This is a genomic window from Bacillus sp. 22-7, assembly GCF_010628845.1.
GTDB lineage: Bacteria > Bacillota > Bacilli > Bacillales > Cytobacillaceae > Cytobacillus > Cytobacillus firmus_B.
In genome coordinates, this window is sequence record NZ_NJQY01000006.1 from 16947 (window position 1) to 38177 (window position 21231).

Genomic DNA, 21231 nt, shown 5'->3' on the forward strand with positions numbered 1-21231 from the left:
AAAGGCTGTTGAATTAAGTTATATGTGATAGTCTCCTATACTGTTTAAATATGAAACAGGCATTAATTAAGTAACGTTTTGATTCCGGAGTATCATAAATAAACTAAGTGATTCTATATTTATTAATTATTTGAGGAAAGGTGTGAAAGTCGTAAGCCTGAGCACGATTTCATGATCTTACGAATAAAGTCAAAAATTAAGCCTGGCTTAATACGTATAATTCTAAACATGGACGTAAATATTTTTTTCTTCAATGGAGATATCGAACCGTTCTACTGTTACTTCATAGCTCTTTGTTCTCTTCTTCGGATCCACGACCATGCATCCCGTCTTAATGTCGAATTCCCATTGATGCCAAGGGCAACGTACAATCTCACCTTCACGTTCGTGAACAAAATTTCCTGGTCCGGAAGAGTTAATAAACGCTGTCGTAATCCCTTCACAAAGAGCAGCTCCCTGATGTGGACAGGTATTTCGGATTGCATAAAATTCCCCTCCAATATTATAAACGCCGATGCTGCGCCCATTCACTGAAATGATTTTCTTTTCCCCTTCAGGAATCTCTGATGCCTTCCCAACTAAAAAATGGGTCATCGCTCTATCTCCCCCTTTGTTGATTTTCTTTCTGGCAGTCCGTATAATTCTGCTGCATTTTTATAAAAGATTCGCTCCCATAATTCATCTTCAAGTTTAGGAAATGTCAACGTAGGAGAATCGAAATCCCAATGCGGGTAATCACTGCAATACAATAGGGTCTCCTCGGCATAGACCGCCTTCATCATTTGCCGGAACATTTCAGGATTTGGCGCCGGCTCAAGTGGTTGTGAAGACACTTTAATGTTGCTGCGGAAGTATTCACTTGGCAATTTTTTCACCCACGGTGTTTGGAACCGCAGTGCTTTCCAATCCTCATCCATCTTCCATAGATAAGGTGCCAGCCAAAAAACACCAGCCTCCTGGAGGACGACCTTCAAAGTAGGGAATTTTTCGAAGACTCCTTCATAAATAAAGCTCGCTAGGTGCGCCGCCATTACTTGCGGTCTGGTTGCCCGGTATTCCGGATAATAGGAAACATAACCAGCGCCTGTCGTAGGCGGATTCATGCCTACCCCTTCCATAAGAACATGGATAGTAAAAGGCAGATTGTTTTCGACACAAGCCTCGTAAATCGGATGATAATATCTGTTTCCATAGGGCTTTTCTGCTCCGCTCGCCACGATGACTTGCACCATATCCGGATGTGAACCGACACGGTGAATCTCTTTGGCAGACAATGCCGGATCCTGCTTTGGAATAAACACGGAGCCCTTCAACCTACTATCTTTTGCTACCCACTGCTCCAAAGTATATTCATTAATCGCTGAGCTGATTGCTGCGGCATAATCCACATCAGGTGATGCTTGACACGAATAATCACTTCCGGTTAAAATGCCGTACTCGACATTAAAAGGATCTAAATACTGCGATCTCATGAAATCCAAGTTGCTGCCAGGGAAGCCTCCGTCAGGGGGAATTGAGTCGACCCGCTGACCGACATTAGTCCCGCCATTTAAATACAAAGAACCAGGAAGCCGCCACCCCCACAAATCTATCTGTTCGCGATAGACTCGAGGCAAATACTTTTTAATGTCATCAAGCGACGTATAATTATGTATGTCGCAGTCAATAATAGTGCGTTTTGTTTTTTGTTTCGGTTGCTTAGCTTGGGTTACTTCCATTCTTTTTCACTCCTTCAATTAATATCTGGTTTTACACTTGTTTTAGGTTATCTAGAAACGGAATAATCGCTATCCCAGAAGATTGATAGTATTCCTTTCAGCTTTTTTAGGCTAGCACTAGTCGAGTATTCGGATAAAGAGCTGCGCGAATTGTATACGCTTCCATTTTCCTGCGGTGATTAACTCATCTAAGATTTCATCACCAAAGGTTCAACAACAGTTCCAAGTCATATTAAATTCTGCGATTTAGATACGTACGGACACCTTTCGAATTTCAATTCGAATCCTTTCCTAATTCAAGACAGGTCAAAACTAATACTGTAATAAAGTTCTTAACTTATGTTTCTTACATTTTTAACAGTTAATCTTTCCAATATGGAATAATTGAATTTCTAATTTGATAACTCCTCCTCTTAAGGTTTATATTTAGTAAACGGGATTCACTAAAATGATTTTATAACAAATAATATGAATATTCAATATATTTTTACGGACAATATTTCAACAACTTGGAAATAAAGCCTCAATAACCTACATCTTTTAAGATCCAGTAGGCCCTTCTTATGTAATTTAAAAGGCAAGTATTATATCAACAGCAAGATTGAAGCTCCCGAAATATTTTGGGATTTATTTCATTTAATTGCTTTTTAATCTCGTCATTCCAAAATTATAACTCTCTCCTTCCTTTTTTAGTGAATTTGATTCACTAAAAAATTTTATTGCAAATAGTTTGAAAAATCAATATATTTTTTTTGGTTGGCATGTTCAAAATTTCCCACACAACATTCAATGATTAATTAATATTAGTTCAATGAAAAAAACACCAATTCGAATATCGAGCGGTGTAAAAAAAGCTATTTATTTTTAATATTTTTGCCTCTAACTCTAAACGTCTTCTCTTCATCACTCGAAAAAGCAGCCCATCTGGAACGAACTCATACATCACCGCTTAATGTTTTATTCCTTAATATTATTCGACTCTTTTATTGGATTTCAATGCACTCTTCTTCCAAAAGATGCTTAAACACTTTTTCTGCTCTCTCTTTAAAATGTTTAAACTGTTTAATTACTGTTGAAAGATATTCTTGTTCAAAATTATTCATATCAAAACCTCCCTTTCTGCACTCAATTTAAAGATACCTTAAACTTTTTAGATTCCTAAACAACTTCATATGTCCAGGTTTGGTAAGTTTCTTACCAAAAATACTATGCTGGCACAGCTGCAATAAAAATATATTGAAACTTCAGACATTTCATTGTATACTATTTTTAGTAAACGTCGTTCACTAAGAAAAAGACTAGCAGAAAAAGGGGTGTTTTATATTTTCCAATTAGAAGGAGAGCAAGGTAAAAATCAATCGGCGACTCAAAAAAAGGCTTCAACTTCTTATGGAAACGTCGCTCATGCTTTAGACACTCTACTTGCTTTTAAGACAAAAAGTGAATTTACTTTAGCGGAGATGTCTGAATTTTTAGGTATTAGAAAAAGCTACTTGTTAAAAATACTTGAAAACCTAAAGGAAAAACGTTTTATTGTTCAGAATCCAGAGACAGGAAAATATGAATTAGGTTTGACTTGTCTTGAATTAGGAAATGCATTCGAAAAGCGTTTGGATATCCGCAAAGTTGCCTTCCCTTTACTTGTAGAATTGTCCAAAGACACAAATGAACTAGTGCATTTAGGAATGATGGATTCTAATGTCGTTGTCCTACTAGAACGAATTATGGCAAATGAATCAAACTTACGGTTACAATTTCACTTATCATTAACATCACCACTGTATTCAACGGCACTTGGAAAGGTTTTATTGGCCTTTAGTGAGGAAGCCAAAGTAGAACAATATCTTTCAACGACAAAATTAGAACCGTACACTATACACACTACCATTGATCCTGATATATTCCGATTAGAATTAGCAAAAATTCGAAAGAATGGCTACTATCTATCTTATGAAACCTTTGAAAGCGGAATTTCATGTCTTGCTGCTCCTGTTTTTTCTAATCATGGGTTAATCAAGGCTGCTATCAGTATTTGTGCACCTACTGTTCGAATTAGGTCCAATGAAAAAGAGTTAGTTAAGAATTTACTTGAAACGGCTTCTAAGGTATCAAGTAGATTAGGATACGAAGTTCAACAAGCCGGTACAGGCAATTGAAAGACCCCGCAAATGTAACTAGGAAATTTTCACACTGCTCAAATAAAAACTAATTGAGCTAAAAAGAAAGGCATTTCCCACCATTTTTGCGACTCAAAACAAAATTATAACATTGAAAATAAAAAATGAACATCAGGTGACTGTCACCCTGAAATGGTAATGCCTACTACAATGGGAGATAGCATAAGAATAGACGAGAAATCTATACTCTCATCTTAATAAAAGATTAAGAAAGACATCCTATCACGAGGATGTCTTTTTTGCATGCATTAAATTTAATTAACTAGCCTTTAGTCCAAAAATCACTTTGAGCTGGCAGCCTGCAATTAAGTAGTGCACCATTTAATTAAGTTACTATTATTGTTGCCTTCCCATATTTATTGATATTTATCTTGTGTACTTCAATTTAAAATTTAAACATAAATACCAATCGGATTACATGTCAGAAAAAAAGCTTAAAACCCTCTTTTCTATTAAGTAAGCTGCCGTTCTTTTCTTTCCTCATCACTCTGGTTTTCTGGACCGTGCCCATAAGTATATTGCTTGCCGATCGGTTGGTTAAATCTGTGTACTTCATTCTCACGGACCATTTCATTCATGTTTTGATTTGTGACACATTTTTGATCCCATACTTCTCCATAATTTCCTGATTGGTAAACTGACCACTCATTTTATCTTTAACAACTGTTCTATTGAATATACATTTTTGCCAATGCAAAAACACCTTCGAATTTACACTTTAATTAAGTGTACCATTTCGCAGGTGCTTTATAGTGTCTCATTTATCTAGGTTAGTCTAGAACCCATACCTAGCCCCACAACTATGCCATCCTTAACAAACTCTGCTGCATTTTCACCGACTATTTTTTTATCAACCATTTTGACACCCATCATAACTAGGTCTTTCTTTTTCATAAACCATAATTATCATTGATCTAATTCTTTGCCAAATTTTCGTGATCAGTGGCAGATGGAGGTTGTTCCATCCATCCCTTTTCTATTAATAAATTTAAACCATCTTCAGCAATTAAGGCAATTTCGGTGTTCATTCGTGCGTAATTTGCCGCTAAGTCTCTTCTTTGTCCCATTGTTAATGCCTCACTATAATAAGCAATTGCTGCGGAAAGCAGTGTCGCTATATGAAATAGCATAAGTTTATCTGAAAAGGGTGGAACTGTTGAATCTGTTACTTCTGTTTCAAATAACTTTGGAACATGAAGATTCTCCTCTTTTAACATTGTACTTAGAATATCAAAGTGTTTACTACAAAGCTTACGAGCACGTTCCATATAATCTCGTACCTCTTTAGATTGACAAACTTGACTGAATCCTAACTCCAATACCATTTTCATCATTGTTTTCTGCATATTAAGATGCACACCACTGATTTCAATTGCGTTAATAGGTCTACGTTTCCCAAACCAACCAGTTAAATAATTTTGTTTCCTAACAAAATCAATCTTTTGTTGATTGTTTAAAGCAGGAGGTTTGTTAATAATCCCCTTATTTAAGGAAACACTAGTTACCCTATCATATAGATCCAATGATTGCGAAGTACATTCAATAAAGTATTTTCTGACATCCTCTCGTATACAAACACTAGTGGCACCAGCATATCTCGTCAAACCGTGAATTGTCATAATATGTAAATAAACAATCTTAAATGTATCAGTAAATAAACTAGGAGCGTCTACTGTGACATCTTCGTCTGTAAAGCCTATTGGAATTGGAAGATTTTCCAAGGTTAAGAATTGCTTCGTTTTATCTATATGAGTTTCTGATAATTCTAAGGCAAATGCCAGTAAATCGCGAATATCTTCATCCTTTACATCATGTAACATATAGCGAAGAATACATCGCGACAAACTGTCATTAACATATTGTGACCAAATGACAGCATTTTCTGATGCATTAATTTTTGTATGGTGATTAACTTGTTCCATTTTATCATCCCTCCTAGCTATTACAGATTAGGATAACCATTTACATTAATTTTATTTGTTAAATGTTCCTGGCAAGATAAACATTTTATCGTTTTCTTACTCATGTTTATTAGGGAATCTTATATGATTGGAAAAGTTAATCATATTTTCTTGATAGGAAGATACATTACAGAAATAGAAGCAGAAGTTAAATAGGGAATTCATACCGTTTTAGATCCCCTATTTAACTTTTCTAAAAAATATACTCCAAATAAATTTTCTATCATTTTAATGGTTATTTCTGAAACTGGTGAGATCTCTCAACACGAGCACTTATAATGTCTTCTGTTGTGATTTCAAGTAATTTCTCCAGGAACCTTATTGTTCCTATTATATTTTCCTCCGTTTTAATGTTTTCCATTTTCTTATCAGCTATCAAATCATTAAGAACTTTTCTGAAAGCATTGCTTTTTATTAGCCACTCTCCAATCAGTTCCTTTGTTGCAGATCTTTCAAATTCATTTTTCACAGCAAATAAACTTTCTCTTTTTGTTTCTATTATAGTAATAGCATTTAAATCAGAATTCATTCGCATCTTAAAATATCTCTTTTCACCATTATAATAATTTTTATTTCTTAACCGAAAATACTCTACACCTATAGTGATTTCGTAAAAAGAAGCTGTCTCTGTAACATATTGAATGTCTTTCACTTCAACATTTTTCAATAGATCTAGATAAGTTTCTATTCCATACTGAGTATTTATCATTTTTGCATCCAAAATATTCATGAACTTCACATCCTTTTCTACCATCATATTCATTGTTTTCATTACCATTTCACAAATAATGAGCTATTTTTCTTCACCTATTTTTATTGACTCTTTTTCTATTAATGTGACAGATGTAATTCTGTTAGTTTTTTTCAACAACATGTCCACCAAATTCGTTTCTTAATGCAGCTACCACTTTACCTGTAAAAGTATCGCTGTCTAATGAACGGTAACGCATCAAAAGAGACATTGCGATAACAGGAGTGGCTGCTTGTAAATCTAAAGCTGTTTCAACTGTCCATTTCCCTTCACCAGAAGAGTGCATAATCCCTTTAATTTCATCTAGCTTTGCATCTTTTGAAAATGCACGTTCAGTCAACTCCATGAGCCATGAACGAATAACTGAGCCGTTATTCCACACTCTAGCCACTTTTTCGTAGTCAAAATCGAACTTGCTTTTTTCTAATACCTCGAATCCTTCACCAATCGCAGCCATCATACCGTATTCAATTCCATTGTGAACCATTTTTAAGAAATGACCGCTCCCTGCTTTACCAGCATAGATAAATCCGTTTTCGACAGCTGTGTCCTTGAAAATAGGTTCCACGATGCTCCATGCTTCAGGGTCTCCACCAATCATATAACATGCTCCATTACGAGCACCTTCCATTCCACCAGAAGTACCGGCATCCATAAAGTGAATTCCTGTTTCCTTTAGCTGGTTATATCGGCGAATGGATTCCTTATAGTGAGAATTTCCAGCTTCAATTACGATATCTCCAGTGCCTAATAATGGTGTCATTTCATCAATTACTGTATCTACCACAGCATGCGGAACCATAATCCATACAACTCTTGGTTTTTCTAATGATTCAACAAGTTCTTTTAAATCAGATGTACCTTGAGCACCGTATTTCTTCATTTCTTCAACGGCACCTCCATTTACATCGAAAGCTACTACTTCGTGCTTGTTATCAAGTAAATTTTGACCTAAGTTTAATCCCATTTTTCCTAAACCAATTAATCCAACTTTCATGTTCATTTCCTCCTTAATAATCTAAAAAATCTTCTCATCTTTTATTACTACCACCATTTATATCCTTCCTCTGCCAATAATTGATGGGAAGCATCTGGTCCCATTGACCCGGATGGATATAATTGAAGGGGAATGGTATTTTCCTCAAAAGCCTCTAAGATAGGCTGTACCCATTTCCAGGACAGCTCCACTTCTTTCCAATGTGCAAAGAATGTTGAGTCGCCACGCATTGCATCGTAAATTAAAAGCTCATACGCTTCAGGAACATCTGCTTGCTTAGCAGAAAAATCAACATTGACTGGTTCGATTTTTCCATTGTTTAATGGGTTTTTACTATTTAATTGTAATGAAACACTTTCGTTTGGATTGATTTCAATCACCAAAAGATTTGGCGCAGTTTCTTCTTGAGTCCTATACAAATCCTTTAAAGTATTTTTGAATTCAATTACAATTCGGGTGGATTTCTCTGTCATTCTTTTTCCTGTACGGAGATAGAAAGGAACCCCTCTCCAAAAATCATTATCCACACATAGACGGGCAGCCACAAATGTGTCATTTAAAGAAGAAGGAGCAACTTCAGGTTCTCCTGTATACCCAACAACTGGTTTACCTTGGATTTCACCAGGACCATATTGACCTCGAATCACATAATTCACCACATCCTCTTTCTTTAATGGACGAAGTGATTCTATTACTTTTCTCTTTTCATTGCGGATCTCTTCTGCACTAATTTGTTTTGGCAGCTGCATTGCTGTCATCATCAACATTTGCAGCATATGATTTTGAAACATGTCGCGAATAGCCCCAGCTTGATCATAATAACCAGCTCTCTCTTCAACCCCAACAGTTTCGCTTGCAGTAATTTGCACATTTGCAATGTATTGGTTGTTCCATAATGCTTGAAGCACTGGATTTGCAAATCCTAACGCTTCCAGGTTTTGTACCATCGGCTTTCCAAGATAGTGGTCGATGCGAAAAATTTCTTCTTCATCAAAAGCTGTACTTAGTTTATCGTTTAATTCTTGAGCTGATTTTAAGTCATGTCCAAACGGTTTTTCGATAATTAGACGTTTCCAACCTTTAGTAGAACCTAGACCACTCTCTTTAATGTTGAAAGCAATCACATTAAAAAACTCTGGAGCAACAGAGAGGTAGAACATACGATTTTCTGGAATATTCAATTCTTCTTCACGTTGTTTAACGAGTTCAAGTAATCCTTTATATCCTTCAGCCTTGATAGCATCTACCTGGCTATACCGAAAGGCACGGATAAAAACTTCAAAGTTTGAATCGTCATTTAGCGATCGTCTAGAAAATGTTTTTAAGGAATCTTCCACATGGTTTTGGAAATCAGTATCTGATAATTCTCCTCTGCCCACCCCAATAATTGAGATAGGCAGAGGTAATTTTTGATCCAAAAATAAATTATATAGAGCCGGGAAGATTTTTCTTTTTGCTAAGTCCCCTGTCGCCCCAAATAAGACAAATGTCATTGCCTCCATTTTACATACCTCCTAAATTAAAAATTCCACTTATGCCTTTCTTAAAAAGCTACTATAACTCTTGTTAGCCAATCCCTGGCTTAGCCATCTTATTATGTGAACCTGCTTGGACCGTAATAATGATGTCCCTAAAATGCGAATGACCACATTTTGGACAATAACCATTATTCGATGTGAAGGTTAGGCATCTTGAACAAACTTTGTGATGCTTTGCTTGTAACCCGAACATACTATTCACCCTTTCAATATAGTAAGCTGAATGCGGAAGGTCAGATGACTGATCAATAACCACAGTATTTCGTGAATCCAATGTTGCAACAAGATGTAAGTATAATACCTACATTTTTTAAATGGAAGTACGCACTTTTTATTTAAATAGTGTTAAAAAAATAACATAATAACAAAATGTATACTGTAAGAAATAAACTCATCTATTTTTGTGTTAAATAAATTAAAAAGCCAGGGTGAGCATCCTCTCCCTGGCCACAAAAATATAAGTGATAAAAATTTGTTGAGTACAGTATTCTTTATGTGTTGAAGCTTTTGGCGTAATAAGCGAGCTATCTAAACCGGATGTCTCACAAACATAAGAAGCCTCCATAATTGCATTAGTATCGACTGAAAATATAACCCTTTTTAATTTCGAATAAATAAATGGATTGGTTATACAATAGATTATTTTCATCTTTTTACTTAAAAATCCACCTTCACCATATAAACAGGTAATACTCATATTTAATTCTTTGATTATCCTTTCACAAATTTCATCCGGTTTTTCTTAATGATCATGACAGATTTCCCATGATTAAATCCATCAAAACATAATTAATCATTTTTGCAACAAAATAATACACGGCAAGTGACAGCATGGCTTTTTCTAGTGAAAAGACAAAAGCGGCAATATTAATAATTACAACATTAACAGCTAATAAGAATGTGCCAATCGGTATTCAATGGTGCCGGTTAAACCATATAGCCAGCATTTCAATTCCATCGATGGCCCCTCCGCTTTTTACAACAATTCCTACCCCTGCACCTAAATTACTCCATCGTAAATAACAATTAACACATCCGATTGTGGATTCAAAAAGAACTAATCCAAAAGAAGTAATGATGTTTGCATACAAGGTTCTAATCATAAAAGTTTTTCCGACATCTTTAGCTGTAAAGAGTAAGATAGGGATATTTAAACCTAAAAAAAGTGCAAATATTGGTAATCCCCACATGGCATTTGCCATAATTGAAAAGGCAGTTACCCCATCATCTACCAGCCCATTTGGCGATTTTTATAAACAACATCAACAATGACAATTTGGGCAATTATCATAAGAGGTTTGTCTTATAGTATACTTTTTAACACTATGTAAAATAAAAGTGCGTACTTTTAATGTTTAATCATACGTTATATACTTGCAATTGTTCAGCGAGAGGACATGATATCCCTTATTGCTGGCAGGTACGGATAATGCAATTTAAGGATAATATTACTGTAAAAGTATTATTACCCTTTGGAGAAATTATCACTGTACAACAATAAAAAAATTATAGGAGTGAATATAGATGGAATTACAATTAGCATTAGATTTAGTCAATATCCCAGAAGCAATTGAGTTAGTTAAAGAAGTGGAGGAGCACATTGATATCGTTGAAATCGGTACACCGGTTGTAATTAATGAAGGTCTTCATGCTGTAAAAGCAGTTAAAAAAGCTTTCCCTAACTTAAAGGTATTAGCAGACCTAAAAATCATGGATGCAGCTGGTTATGAAGTAATGAAAGCTTCTGAAGCAGGTGCAGATATCGTCACAATTCTTGGAACTTCTGAAGATATGTCAATCAAAGGTGCTGTTGAAGAAGCGAAAAAACAAGGTAAAAAAATCCTTGTTGATATGATTGCTGTAAAAGACCTTGCTGGACGTGCAAAAGAAGTGGACGCTATGGGCGTTGATTATATTTGTGTTCATACTGGCTACGATCTTCAAGCAGTTGGAAAGAACTCTTTTGAAGATTTACAAACCATCAAAGGTGTCGTAAAAAATGCTAAAACTGCAATCGCAGGTGGTATTAAGTTAGACACACTTCCTGAAGTCATCAAAGTCAAACCAGACCTTGTCATTGTAGGTGGCGGGATTACTGGACAAGCTGATAAAAAAGCTGCTGCTGCCAAAATGCAACAAATGATTAATCAAGGGTAATTCAGATCATGAATACAACTCAATACCTAGCTAAAATCATAAAAGAGTTAAATCGCTCCGCAGATTTAATTTCGAATGATGAAGCTGAAAAATTAGTTAATGGGATTCTTGAATCAAAAAAAATCTTTGTTGCAGGCGCAGGCAGATCTGGATTTATGGCCAAATCATTTGCCATGCGAATGATGCACATGGGGATAGATGCCTATGTGATTGGCGAAACAGTAACCCCTAACTTTGAAAAAGATGACATCTTAATCATTGGATCAGGTTCAGGAGAAACGAAAGGTTTAGTTTCCATGGCTGAGAAAGCAAAAAGCATCGGTGGGACGATTGCAGCTGTAACCATTTTCCCTGAGTCCACTATTGGACAATTAGCGGAAATTACAATTAAGTTGCCTGGTTCACCTAAAGATCAGTCGGAGAGTGATTTTAAGACGATTCAACCAATGGGCTCATTATTTGAGCAAACACTTTTACTATTTTACGACGCAGTGATTCTTCGGTTCATGGAGAAAAAAGGTTTGGATACCAATAAAATGTACGGTAGACACGCCAACTTAGAATAAACATTATTCCTCGAGTTCTAAAAAGGAAAGACCGCAAGCTGTTTCCATGCAAGATTGTGGTCTTTCTGTTAAATGAACTACTTCAATTTGTAATAATTTTAGGAGTGATAAAATGATTTCTTTAAATGGAAAAACTGCAATAGTTACTGGCGCAGGAAGAGGCATTGGACGTGCTACTGCTATCGCCTTAGCAAAAGAAGGCGTTCATTTAGGCCTAATCGGCTTAAATATGTCTAATCTAGAAAAGGTAGCTGCTGAACTAGCACAATTTGATGTAAAGGTTTCTGCATCAGCAGCAGATGTGACCGATCTTGAATCCGTTATCCATGCTGTTGAACATATCAAATCAGACTTAGGCCCAATTGATATCCTAATCAACAATGCTGGTGTTGCTAAATTTGGCGGGTTCCTTGATCTAACACCAGAAGAATGGGAAAAAATCATCCAAGTCAATTTAATGGGTGTGTATAATGTAACAAGAGCAGTATTACCAGGAATGATCGAAAGAAAATCAGGAGATATCATCAATATCTCTTCATCTGCTGGCCAAAAAGGTGCTCCTGTTACAAGTGCTTACAGTGCTTCTAAATTCGCTGTTTTAGGGCTAACAGAATCACTTATGCTAGAAGTAAGAAAACATAATGTCCGTGTTACTGCTTTAACACCAAGTACGGTCGTTACAGATTTAGCCATTGATACAAATCTTGTTAAAGGCAATGAAGAAAACGTGATGCACCCAGAAGACCTTGCAGAATTAGTCGTGGCTAGTTTAAAATTTAATCCAAGGGTATTCGTTAAAACAGCTGGATTATGGTCAACAAATCCATCATAAAACGAAGCAGATCCAGTGGGGTCTGCTTCTTTAGTTCGTACAAAATATACGTATCAGTGATACAAGGACATTACTTTCTCTAAATCAACAATTAACTGGTTAACTTCTTTTTTTGTTTTTAAATGTGATGATAAAAGAGGTTCCTTGATAGCTGACCATAAGGCCTAATCCATTTCCATTATGTTTGGTAGTGAAAAAAGGTTCACCCAATCTTTTAACATCTTCCTCCCCTATTCCTATTTTATTAGTTCCAATTTTATATTAAGGCCCTTTTAATAAATCATGTCAATGATTCATCGTTTCATCCCAAATGAAAGGGACTTTTTTACAGTACCCTCTGTAATACTTTTCTGGCAAAAAGCATATTTGAATATAAATTTCACCATAATATAGATAACCATGAATGGCTCTAAGTGATTGAGGTGATTATATGTCCTTTAAACAACTGTTCTTAAAAAATAAAAATGAGAAAAAAGCAATAGCTCCTCAAGATATTAACCATTTTTTTAATAAAGCAAAAAAATCCAGTGATTTTGGGCAACTTTCACTTATAAATAAAGCAGGACATTTCATCCTTTCTTACTACAACACACTAATTGATCGAGAACAATTTCAGTGCAAAGTATTATCCATTTTCCAAGAATCCTCTTTTGATATTGGTCACATAAAAAACATTGAGGATATTAAGAATACGATTCCCATTGATGATATTTTGATTACAGAAAATATCGAAGTGATCGAATCGAAATTCCTTAAAGGGTATGCTATTCTGCAACTAAAAGAAAATGATTTTAAGTGTGCTTTAATTAATTTATCCAATGAAAAAGTTGGGCTGCGTGAGCAAAATAACGTTGAAAATGAGTTCAGCGTCATAGGACCTCAAATTGGATTTGTTGAAAATGTCGATATCAATATACATTTACTAAGGCAGCAAATCAATACACCTAATTTAATTATCAAAGACATTCACATAGGGTCTATGTCACATACTAAAGTTATCATCGCTTATATTGAAGGGATTACAAATGAGCAGCATATTCAAACGATGACTCAACGATTACAAAATATCGATTTTGATGTGGTTTTTGATTCCTCTCAGCTTCATCAAATCATAACCGATAATTCCTTAACACCTTTTCCGCTACTTCTATCCACGGAACGTATTGATAGAACGGTTTTTGCTTTGATTAGCGGACAAGTAGCTGTTTTTAGTAATGGGTCGGCTTATGCCGTTACGGGCCCCTCCACATTACTTGATTTTTTTGTTTCGCCTGAAGATTACTATTTACCTTGGATTATTGCGTCTTTTTTTCGTTTGATACGTATCTTTAGTGTGCTTTTCTCAGTTTTTGCAACCTCTATCTACATAGCTGTTTTGACATATCACTATGAAATGATTCCCAAAGTGTTACTCGGTCCCCTTAGCTTTTCACGTCATAACGTTCCGTTTACACCGGTAATAGAAGTACTTTTTTTGGAATTGACGATTGAACTTTTACGTGAAGCTGGAGCACGGTTACCTACTAAGGTGGGACAAACGCTGGGAATCGTAGGTGGCATCGTAATAGGCCAGGCCTCCGTTGAAGCAGCACTTACAAGCAATGTGCTGCTTATTATTGTTGCCTTATCTGCTTTGGCTTCTTTTACTACACCGATTTATAAAATGTCGAACACCATACGCTTTTTACGTTTTCCTTTGATTATACTAGCATCCATTTGGGGCGGATTAGGGATTGTTTTAGGAATAAGCTTTTTAATCGTTCATCTGACACGTTTAGAATCCTTAGGTACACCCTATACCGTTCCCTTATATCCATTTAGGCGTAAAGATTTTGCGGATAGCTTTATCCGTTCGTCCTATAGTGCCACATCAAAAAGACCAAGTTATTTACGTCCTCGATCACTTTGGAGATATCATCCAAGTGACCAGATCAAAAAGAAAAACGATTTTGATGATTAATCAGAAAATAATAGACGAGGTGTGGTATGAACTCACGTTTTTTCTTTGCGATTAGCTTCATTGTCTTCCTAACTGGGTGCGAGAATGAAAGGACTATTGATCAAGTTCAGATTATCGAATCGATTGGTTATGATCAGCATGAGGACGAAATCAAGGGAACGGCTATCTATCCAACGTTCACAGAAAAAGGACAAACCAAATTAAATATCTTGACGACAAAATCTGCTTCGTATGATGATATCCTCCCTAGATTGAATACAAAGGCTGCGCATCCAATCGAAATAGGCCAATTACGTTTAGTTTTGTTCGGCAAGATGTTTGCGGAACAAGGGTTGAATCCGGTTATAGAAAGCCTTAACCGGGATCCGATTGTGGGAAGTAGAATGCAGCTGGGGATAGCCGAACATACAGCAGAAAATATATTAATATCAGGTAAAAATACAAACCTTCCTTTCCATTTAAGCGATAAAATTAATCAGAATATACAGGATGGAAATTTGCCCAAAATGAATTTACACTTATTTTTGGAAAATTTTTACAACAAAGGCAGAGATCCATATTTGCCTTACTTTACCATAGAGGAGGGATTAGCCCATATTAATGGGTTAGCTTTATTTAAGAATGGCAAGTATATAAATCATATTAATTTAAACCAGTCATTTATTGTAAAAATGCTAATTGACGGAGCCAAAAATGGACGCTATCACATCAAAATCAATGAAAATAAAAAGGATGGTTTTATTTCATTAAAAAATCTGGATGCAAAAGCTCATTATACAATTAGTCAAATCGATCAAGTTCCAAACATATCTATCGATTTAACGATGAATACTCAGATAAAAGATGTCCCGCCTTGGCTTAATGTAACCGCAAAAAAAGATATCTTGAAAATGGAAAATCTTATGAATAAACACTTTAAAGAAGAAGTCCAGCAATTAATCTCGTTGTTTCAAGAATACCAAGTAGATCCAATTGGTTTTGGAGACATGGTTAGAGCAAAATCAAGAAAGTGGAATTATAGCCGGTTTCAGGATATGTATCCAAATCTCAAAACTACAGTCAATACAAAGGTGAATATTATACAAACAGGTGTCGGGGAGTAAGGATTTCATTTTTGAAGAGGAGGGGAATAAGGTGCACACTTTAACCGATGAACGATTTTTAGTATCTCCTTTTTTCGTTTTCTTTCTGATTTACTCTAATATTATTGGTGTGGGAATCATGAGTTTTCAAAGAGATATTATAAAGAGTGCCGGTTACGATGCATGGATTTCCGTCCTATTAACCGGTATAAGCATTCATGTTTTAGTTTGGATGATATATCGCATTCTTACAATTGCTAATAACGATATCATTTATATCCATCAATTTTGCTTTGGGAAATGGATTGGCGGGTTATTAAACGTTTTTATCATCATCTATTTTCTTGTAGCGGGATTGATTGTTTTCCGTGTTTATATTGAGGTTGTTCAAGTTTGGATGTTTCCTTTAATGAAGACATGGCAAATAAGCGTGATTTTTCTATTCCTTCTTTATTACATTGTTTCCGGTGGGTTTCGTGTGATTACCGGGGTGTGTTTCTGGGGAACAGTTATACCTTTTGTTTTTCTGTTTCCCCTTTTATTCTTTTCCTTAGAATTTTCCCAATTCAATCATTTACTGCCTCTTTTTAATCACTCGGTTAATGAAATATTAGGATCATCTAAAAAGATGGTGTTTCAGTTTCTTGGCTTTGAGACTCTACTCATGTTCTATCCATTTATCAAGAATCCTGAAAAATCAAAAAAATGGGCTCATTTCGGGGTTTTGTTTACAATCTTCCTATACCTTTCCATAACAATCATTACTTTTCTTTTCTTTAATGCAGAGCATCTCAAACAAACCATTTGGCCGACCTTAACTTTACTTAAAATTGCGGAAATGCCTTTCATAGAAAGAGTTGAATATATTGTCGTTTCCTTATGGTTCCTTGTCGTTTTGCCTCATATTAGCCAGCATCTATGGGCAGTCTGCCGCGGACTCAAAAAGTTAGTAAAAATCAAACAACGTATCAGCTTATTCATTTGCCTCTTTTTATTCTTTTTGTTCTCTAATGTATTAGAGAGCCATAAACAGATAGAACGATTAGCTGATTTATACTCATCTGTCGGCTTCTATTTTATATATTTGTATGTCCCTTTTCTCTTTTTAACGATTAACATTAAACAAAAACTAACTAAATAGGCTTTTGATGCGAGAATAATTCGGTAAGGATATTAAATTGCCCCGATAAAAAAACTGTATGGAATAAAGTCTACACAGTTTTTTTAAAATTCCTATTAGATTGTCAGCAACTCCAACAAGTGTCAAATAATATCCAATGGCATTTTCCTAGTAGGTTTAGGAAATACTTGATCAATTCTACTGAGATCTTCTTCAGTAAACTCAATGGTTGCTGCTTCAGCATTTGCTAAAACATGTTCAAGTTGAACCGCTTTTGGAATAGCGATGACGTTATTCGAACGGATGGTCCAAGCAAGAACGATTTGTAATGGTTGGACATTGTATTTGTAAGCAATATCATGAATAGCTGGATCGTTTAAAAGCTGTCTTCTTAAAGAGCCTCCTTGAGCAAGGGGACTGTAGGCCATGATTGGCATGTTATGTTCACGCTGCCATGGTAAGAGATCGAAGTCGATTCCTCTTGAACCTAAATGGTATAGCACTTGGTTCGTCACACAATTTTTTCCATTCGTAGTGTTCCATAGCTCTTCCATATCAACCTTGTCAAAATTAGAGACGCCCCATCTTAAAATTTTCCCTTCTTCACGTAGTTTTTCCATTCCTTCAATTGTTTCCTCTAAAGGGACACGTCCTCTCCAGTGGAGAAGATATAAGTCCAAGTGGTCTGTTCCGAGTCGTTTTAAGCTGTTTTCACATGCTTTTGAAATCATATCTAAACCTGCATGATGGGGATACACTTTTGAGACTAAAAAGACATCATTTCTGCGTCCTTTAATAGCTTCGCCAACTAAGCGTTCAGAGTCGCCATTTCCGTACATTTCAGCAGTGTCAATAAGTTTCATACCCAATTCTAAGCCGAGCTGCAAGGCTTTTATTTCTTTGTCTCTCACTTGGGGATTTTCCCCCATGTACCATGTTCCTTGTCCTAAACTAGGTAAAGAAGTGCCGTCAGGCAGGATTACCACGTGTTTGGCTAATGCATTTTTAATTTCAGCTCTTTTCTTTTCATCCATTAGGCTCGACCCTTTCTTTTATGTATTTGGGTATCATAGAAATAAAATTTAACCACTCTTCGTATAAGTATTTATATACATAGAATTTCCGCAACCAACAAAATCATTCTCTGTTGGATGATATGGCCATTTCTGCTTCCGACTATGCAAAAAAACAAAGAAGTGAGGATGGCCTATAAGTATCTGACACTTTGAGTCATCCTCACCACTTCTATTCTAAATCAATTTATCAATCGACTTTGATATCAATGTATTAGATCAGATGGGCTCCTCCATCGATAAGAACTGATGTGCCAGTTGTAAACCCATTTTTCGCCAGGTAAACATAGGTTTCAGCTATATCTTTAGGTTGAGCTACACGTCCGACAGGTAATTGCTTAGCAACCCCATGGTACATATCTTGTCTTTGATCTTCTGGCATTCCGCCGTAAAGAGGAGTGTCAACGATACCAGGTGATACCACGTTTACTCTGATAGGTGCCAGGTCTACTGAAAGTCCTCGTACTAATCCATCGATTGCTGAATTAATGGAAGCTAGAGTCGTTGCACCTTGAGGAGGACGCACACCATATAAACCAGAAGTTAATGTAATAGAACTTTCATTATTCAAGTATGGAAGAGCAGCACGAACCGAAATATACTGCCCCCAGAACTTGCTATCAAAAGCCTCTCTTACGGATGCAACAGGCAGTTCGCTAAAGTGACCCATTGCGCCTTCACCTGCCGTAACCACCAGGTGATCAAATTTCCCAACCTTCTTGAAAAAGTCTGCAGCATTTTCCTCGCTGCGAAAGTCGATTTCATAGCCCTCTACGTTACCATCAAGCTTCACTTTTGCGTCAGATAATTTTGAAGCAGAACGGCTAGCAATAATGACTTGAGTGGATTCATCGAGAAACGCCTTAGCAGCGGCTAAACCAATACCAGATGTACCTCCTAAAACAACCACTCTTTTTCCTTTTAATGACAACGTCATAACCCCCTTTATTCATATATTTGTTAAACCAACTTGCGGATTCTGATAAAAGAATCCGCAAGTTAGAAATATTTACGTTTTTACAACAGCATTATTATTTAGCTAAAAGTTTTAGTGATTCACGATTAAATGCTGGAATATCTTTTGGTTCTCGACTTGTTACAATATTTTTGCTGATGACAACTTCTTCGTCTTTATAATTTGCACCAGCATTTTTCAAATCGTTGCGAATGGATTTATAGCCAGTGATGTCGACACCTTTTAAAAGGTCTGTATCGATTAACACTTGTGGTCCATGACAAATGGCAAAAACAGGTTTTCCATCTTGGATAAATGCTTTTGCAAATTCACCAAAATGATCGTCTTCACGCAATAAATCGGGAGAGAATCCACCAGGGATTAGCAACGCATCAAAGTCTGCAGGATGAACTTCATCAATGGATTTATCAATTTTTACGGTTGTGCCTTTTTTACCAGTTACTTGGTTACCTGATTGTTTGTCAATCGTGATAACTTCATGACCAGCTTCTTTAAAGGCTTGTGCTGGTTCAGTGTACTCCACATCTTCAAATAAGTTTGTTATAAGTGTAGCGATTTTTTTACTCATGCTCATTCACCTCCTTTCATTGACAAAGCATAAGTAAAAATATTCATTTCTGTGCCATGCTCTGATTATCTTCATCTCCGTTGTTAGCCGCGATGTTTTAATATCCTCTACTTTTTCCGCCTTTTTGTTATAGTCAATAACATATGGCAGATAGAGGGCTGTCCCATACGGAATTGTTTAGGGAAACCTCAACAACTTTAAGGTTCCCTTATTCATTTTTCTAAAATAGAATACGACATAAATGTTTCCCATCATCTTAAAAGTTACTAATGAACATACTCAAGGTCTCTCTCAACATTGGTACTTAAAATGTCTTCTGTTTTGATCTCGAGTAATTTCTCTAGGAATCTTATAGTTCCTAGTACTACTTGAATATCTCCCTCTGTTTGAACGTTTTCCATTCTCTTTTGAACAATCAGTTCATTGATAACTTGTTTGAAAGCATGGGTCTTTATGAGCCATTCTCCAACCAGTTCCTTTGTTGTGTCTCTCTCGCCTTCATTTTTGACAGCAAATAAACTTTCCGTTTTTGTTTCTACGAGCGTTACGGAACCGAAATCGGAATCCATACGGATACGAAAATAATTCTTTCTACTGTCATAATAACTTCCTTCCTTTAATAGAAAATACTCTATCCCTACTGTGATTTCATAAAACAGTTCTGTCTCTGTAGGATAATGAAGATCTCTTACATCCACACCTTTTACAACGTCTAAATAGGTCTCCAAACCATATTGGGTACTAATAATTTTTGCATCCATTACATTCATGATTTCACTCCCTTTTTCACTTTGCGGATTGTTTTGATATGTTAAGTGGCTTGTTTACAAAATCCACTCAATATTAGGAATTGCTTTTTTGACTTCATGTCCACCAAACTCGTTCCGAAGGGCAGCGACCACTTTCCCGGTAAAGGTGTCATGATCTAAGGAGCGATAGCGCATCAAAAGAGACATGGCAATCACAGGAATGGCTGCCTGCAAATCTAAAGCCGTTTCCACTTTCCAATTTCCTTCTCCTGAAGAATGCATGGTTCCTTTGATTTGTTCTAAGTTGGCATCTTTAGAAAATGCACGATCTGTTAAGTCCATGTGCCATGAACGAATGACTGAGCGGTTTTCGCAAACTTTTCGATGCCTTGCTTTTGGCCTTAACATAATCTTTTCATTCCTTTCTGTGTTCATTAATTGACGATTTATATTGAATAGGATCTATAACTTCCATCTAAAAACTGTAATTTATATTATTACAGTTAAAATAAAAAAAATGATTTATCATAAATTTGATTTTATTTACAAAATACAAAGGAGAATTATTCATTCCCTCTTAAATGTCTAATGGTATATCTCTCTTTTGACCTTAACAATCGCCGATTTAGAAGAATTGGTTGCGGTGTTGATATTAGTATAATATCTACAACAGACAATTAAAAGTACGCACTTTTATGTTATATAGTAAACAAAAATATACTTAGTATACTTCTATACACTATTGAGAGTTATTCGATTTTTTCCATCAGGGGATTTAAAACAGAAAAATCCCCGTAAATGTACAAGGATCTTTCAAAATTGCCTTTGAGTCATGATTTAAATAATAGTTTTAACAACTCATGATAAGGGAGTATCCTTGGGTTCAAGACTTGGTGTTATATTTTTTATATTTATTCTTAATGTCGACTCTTGGACCTTGTCATTTACAAAGACATTTATCAAACCTTTGCGAATTAGATTATACCAGGTAATATACGAACTTTCT

18 protein-coding genes and 2 pseudogenes are annotated in these 21231 nt (G+C 35.8%); 7 read left to right on the top strand and 13 right to left on the bottom strand.

Annotated features, from left to right (window positions below):
- Window positions 1–222: 222 nt before the first annotated feature.
- Window positions 223–594: a Rieske (2Fe-2S) protein gene (locus CE058_RS04005; RefSeq protein WP_163140407.1), complete on the bottom strand. Its 372-nt coding sequence runs from the start codon at window positions 592–594 to the stop codon at window positions 223–225.
- Entirely contained in the window at window positions 591–1718 is a 1128-nt protein-coding gene (locus tag CE058_RS04010) for an amidohydrolase family protein (RefSeq protein ID WP_163140409.1), read from the bottom strand. The genes CE058_RS04005 and CE058_RS04010 overlap by 4 nt, the downstream gene beginning before the upstream one ends.
- A 1256-nt stretch (window positions 1719–2974) precedes the next feature.
- On the opposite strand from CE058_RS04010, the gene CE058_RS04015 reads away from it, so the two are divergent.
- Complete coding sequence (locus CE058_RS04015) at window positions 2975–3874, top strand: IclR family transcriptional regulator (protein WP_286167855.1); 900 nt, start codon at window positions 2975–2977, stop codon at window positions 3872–3874.
- A 935-nt stretch (window positions 3875–4809) separates the two neighbouring features.
- Here CE058_RS04015 and CE058_RS04020 read toward each other — a convergent pair.
- The 6 genes and pseudogenes from CE058_RS04020 to CE058_RS24975 all read right to left on the bottom strand — a co-directional run bounded on the left by CE058_RS04020 (window position 4810) and on the right by CE058_RS24975 (window position 10344).
- Entirely contained in the window at window positions 4810–5817 is a 1008-nt protein-coding gene (locus CE058_RS04020; protein WP_163140411.1) for a DUF3231 family protein, read from the bottom strand.
- A gap of 274 nt (window positions 5818–6091) precedes the next feature.
- A complete protein-coding gene (locus tag CE058_RS04025; protein ID WP_163140413.1) occupies window positions 6092–6586 on the bottom strand; it encodes a hypothetical protein in 495 nt (164 codons plus the stop codon).
- A gap of 124 nt (window positions 6587–6710) precedes the next feature.
- Entirely contained in the window at window positions 6711–7604 is an 894-nt protein-coding gene (gene gnd / locus CE058_RS04030; RefSeq protein WP_163140415.1) for a phosphogluconate dehydrogenase (NAD(+)-dependent, decarboxylating), read from the bottom strand.
- Window positions 7605–7651: 47 nt separating this feature from the next.
- Complete coding sequence (zwf, locus tag CE058_RS04035) at window positions 7652–9106, bottom strand: glucose-6-phosphate dehydrogenase (RefSeq protein ID WP_163140417.1); 1455 nt, start codon at window positions 9104–9106, stop codon at window positions 7652–7654.
- Window positions 9107–9557: 451 nt separating this feature from the next.
- On the bottom strand, window positions 9558–9839 hold the full coding sequence (locus tag CE058_RS24970; RefSeq protein WP_353618125.1) for a DUF2179 domain-containing protein: 282 nt from the start codon (window positions 9837–9839) through the stop codon (window positions 9558–9560).
- A gap of 52 nt (window positions 9840–9891) precedes the next feature.
- A pseudogene (locus CE058_RS24975) lies at window positions 9892–10344 on the bottom strand (YitT family protein).
- Between the two features lie 322 nt (window positions 10345–10666).
- Here CE058_RS24975 and hxlA point away from each other — a divergent pair.
- The 6 genes from hxlA (at window position 10667) to CE058_RS04070 (ending at window position 16880) form a co-directional block, all read left to right on the top strand.
- The gene (gene hxlA / locus CE058_RS04045; protein ID WP_163140419.1) at window positions 10667–11299 is read left to right on the top strand and encodes a 3-hexulose-6-phosphate synthase; all 633 of its coding nucleotides are present in this window, start codon (window positions 10667–10669) and stop codon (window positions 11297–11299) included.
- An 8-nt stretch (window positions 11300–11307) separates the two neighbouring features.
- Window positions 11308–11865, top strand: coding sequence for a 6-phospho-3-hexuloisomerase (gene hxlB, locus CE058_RS04050; RefSeq protein ID WP_163140421.1), 558 nt, complete (start codon window positions 11308–11310; stop codon window positions 11863–11865).
- A 112-nt stretch (window positions 11866–11977) separates the two neighbouring features.
- Window positions 11978–12697, top strand: a complete 720-nt coding sequence (locus tag CE058_RS04055; RefSeq protein ID WP_163140423.1) for a 3-ketoacyl-ACP reductase — start codon at window positions 11978–11980, stop codon at window positions 12695–12697.
- A gap of 430 nt (window positions 12698–13127) precedes the next feature.
- Window positions 13128–14657, top strand: coding sequence for a spore germination protein (locus tag CE058_RS04060; RefSeq protein WP_163140426.1), 1530 nt, complete (start codon window positions 13128–13130; stop codon window positions 14655–14657).
- Window positions 14658–14683: 26 nt separating this feature from the next.
- Window positions 14684–15760 (top strand): Ger(x)C family spore germination protein, encoded by a 1077-nt coding sequence (locus CE058_RS04065; protein WP_163140428.1) that lies wholly within the window; start codon window positions 14684–14686, stop codon window positions 15758–15760.
- A 31-nt stretch (window positions 15761–15791) separates the two neighbouring features.
- The gene (locus CE058_RS04070; RefSeq protein ID WP_163140430.1) at window positions 15792–16880 is read left to right on the top strand and encodes a GerAB/ArcD/ProY family transporter; all 1089 of its coding nucleotides are present in this window, start codon (window positions 15792–15794) and stop codon (window positions 16878–16880) included.
- 122 nt (window positions 16881–17002) lie between these two features.
- Here the strand turns inward: CE058_RS04070 and CE058_RS04075 are convergent, their stop codons facing one another.
- The 5 genes and pseudogenes from CE058_RS04075 to CE058_RS04095 form a co-directional block, all read right to left on the bottom strand.
- Window positions 17003–17893, bottom strand: coding sequence for an aldo/keto reductase (locus CE058_RS04075; protein WP_163140431.1), 891 nt, complete (start codon window positions 17891–17893; stop codon window positions 17003–17005).
- Between the two features lie 253 nt (window positions 17894–18146).
- Window positions 18147–18863, bottom strand: a complete 717-nt coding sequence (locus CE058_RS04080; RefSeq protein WP_163140433.1) for an SDR family oxidoreductase — start codon at window positions 18861–18863, stop codon at window positions 18147–18149.
- Between the two features lie 100 nt (window positions 18864–18963).
- The gene (locus tag CE058_RS04085) at window positions 18964–19476 is read right to left on the bottom strand and encodes a type 1 glutamine amidotransferase domain-containing protein (protein WP_163140435.1); all 513 of its coding nucleotides are present in this window, start codon (window positions 19474–19476) and stop codon (window positions 18964–18966) included.
- 266 nt (window positions 19477–19742) lie between these two features.
- Window positions 19743–20246: a hypothetical protein gene (locus CE058_RS04090; RefSeq protein ID WP_163140437.1), complete on the bottom strand. Its 504-nt coding sequence runs from the start codon at window positions 20244–20246 to the stop codon at window positions 19743–19745.
- 54 nt (window positions 20247–20300) lie between these two features.
- Window positions 20301–20594 (bottom strand): annotated as a pseudogene (locus tag CE058_RS04095) (phosphogluconate dehydrogenase (NAD(+)-dependent, decarboxylating)); the annotation flags it as partial.
- Window positions 20595–21231: the final 637 nt, after the last annotated feature.

Bases quoted from the DNA above. Each gene is read 5' to 3' on its own strand.
- CE058_RS04005 (WP_163140407.1), bottom strand. From the start codon at position 594: ATGACCCATTTTTTAGTTGGGAAGGCATCAGAGATTCCTGAAGGGGAA.
- CE058_RS04010 (WP_163140409.1), bottom strand. From the start codon at position 1,718: ATGGAAGTAACCCAAGCTAAGCAACCGAAACAAAAAACAAAACGCACT.
- CE058_RS04020 (WP_163140411.1), bottom strand. From the start codon at position 5,817: ATGGAACAAGTTAATCACCATACAAAAATTAATGCATCAGAAAATGCT.
- CE058_RS04025 (WP_163140413.1), bottom strand. From the start codon at position 6,586: ATGAATATTTTGGATGCAAAAATGATAAATACTCAGTATGGAATAGAA.
- gnd (WP_163140415.1), bottom strand. From the start codon at position 7,604: ATGAAAGTTGGATTAATTGGTTTAGGAAAAATGGGATTAAACTTAGGT.
- zwf (WP_163140417.1), bottom strand. From the start codon at position 9,106: ATGGAGGCAATGACATTTGTCTTATTTGGGGCGACAGGGGACTTAGCA.
- CE058_RS24970 (WP_353618125.1), bottom strand. From the start codon at position 9,839: ATGAGTATTACCTGTTTATATGGTGAAGGTGGATTTTTAAGTAAAAAG.
- hxlA (WP_163140419.1), top strand. From the start codon at position 10,667: ATGGAATTACAATTAGCATTAGATTTAGTCAATATCCCAGAAGCAATT.
- hxlB (WP_163140421.1), top strand. From the start codon at position 11,308: ATGAATACAACTCAATACCTAGCTAAAATCATAAAAGAGTTAAATCGC.
- CE058_RS04055 (WP_163140423.1), top strand. From the start codon at position 11,978: ATGATTTCTTTAAATGGAAAAACTGCAATAGTTACTGGCGCAGGAAGA.
- CE058_RS04060 (WP_163140426.1), top strand. From the start codon at position 13,128: ATGTCCTTTAAACAACTGTTCTTAAAAAATAAAAATGAGAAAAAAGCA.
- CE058_RS04065 (WP_163140428.1), top strand. From the start codon at position 14,684: ATGAACTCACGTTTTTTCTTTGCGATTAGCTTCATTGTCTTCCTAACT.
- CE058_RS04075 (WP_163140431.1), bottom strand. From the start codon at position 17,893: ATGGATGAAAAGAAAAGAGCTGAAATTAAAAATGCATTAGCCAAACAC.
- CE058_RS04085 (WP_163140435.1), bottom strand. From the start codon at position 19,476: ATGAGTAAAAAAATCGCTACACTTATAACAAACTTATTTGAAGATGTG.
- CE058_RS04090 (WP_163140437.1), bottom strand. From the start codon at position 20,246: ATGAATGTAATGGATGCAAAAATTATTAGTACCCAATATGGTTTGGAG.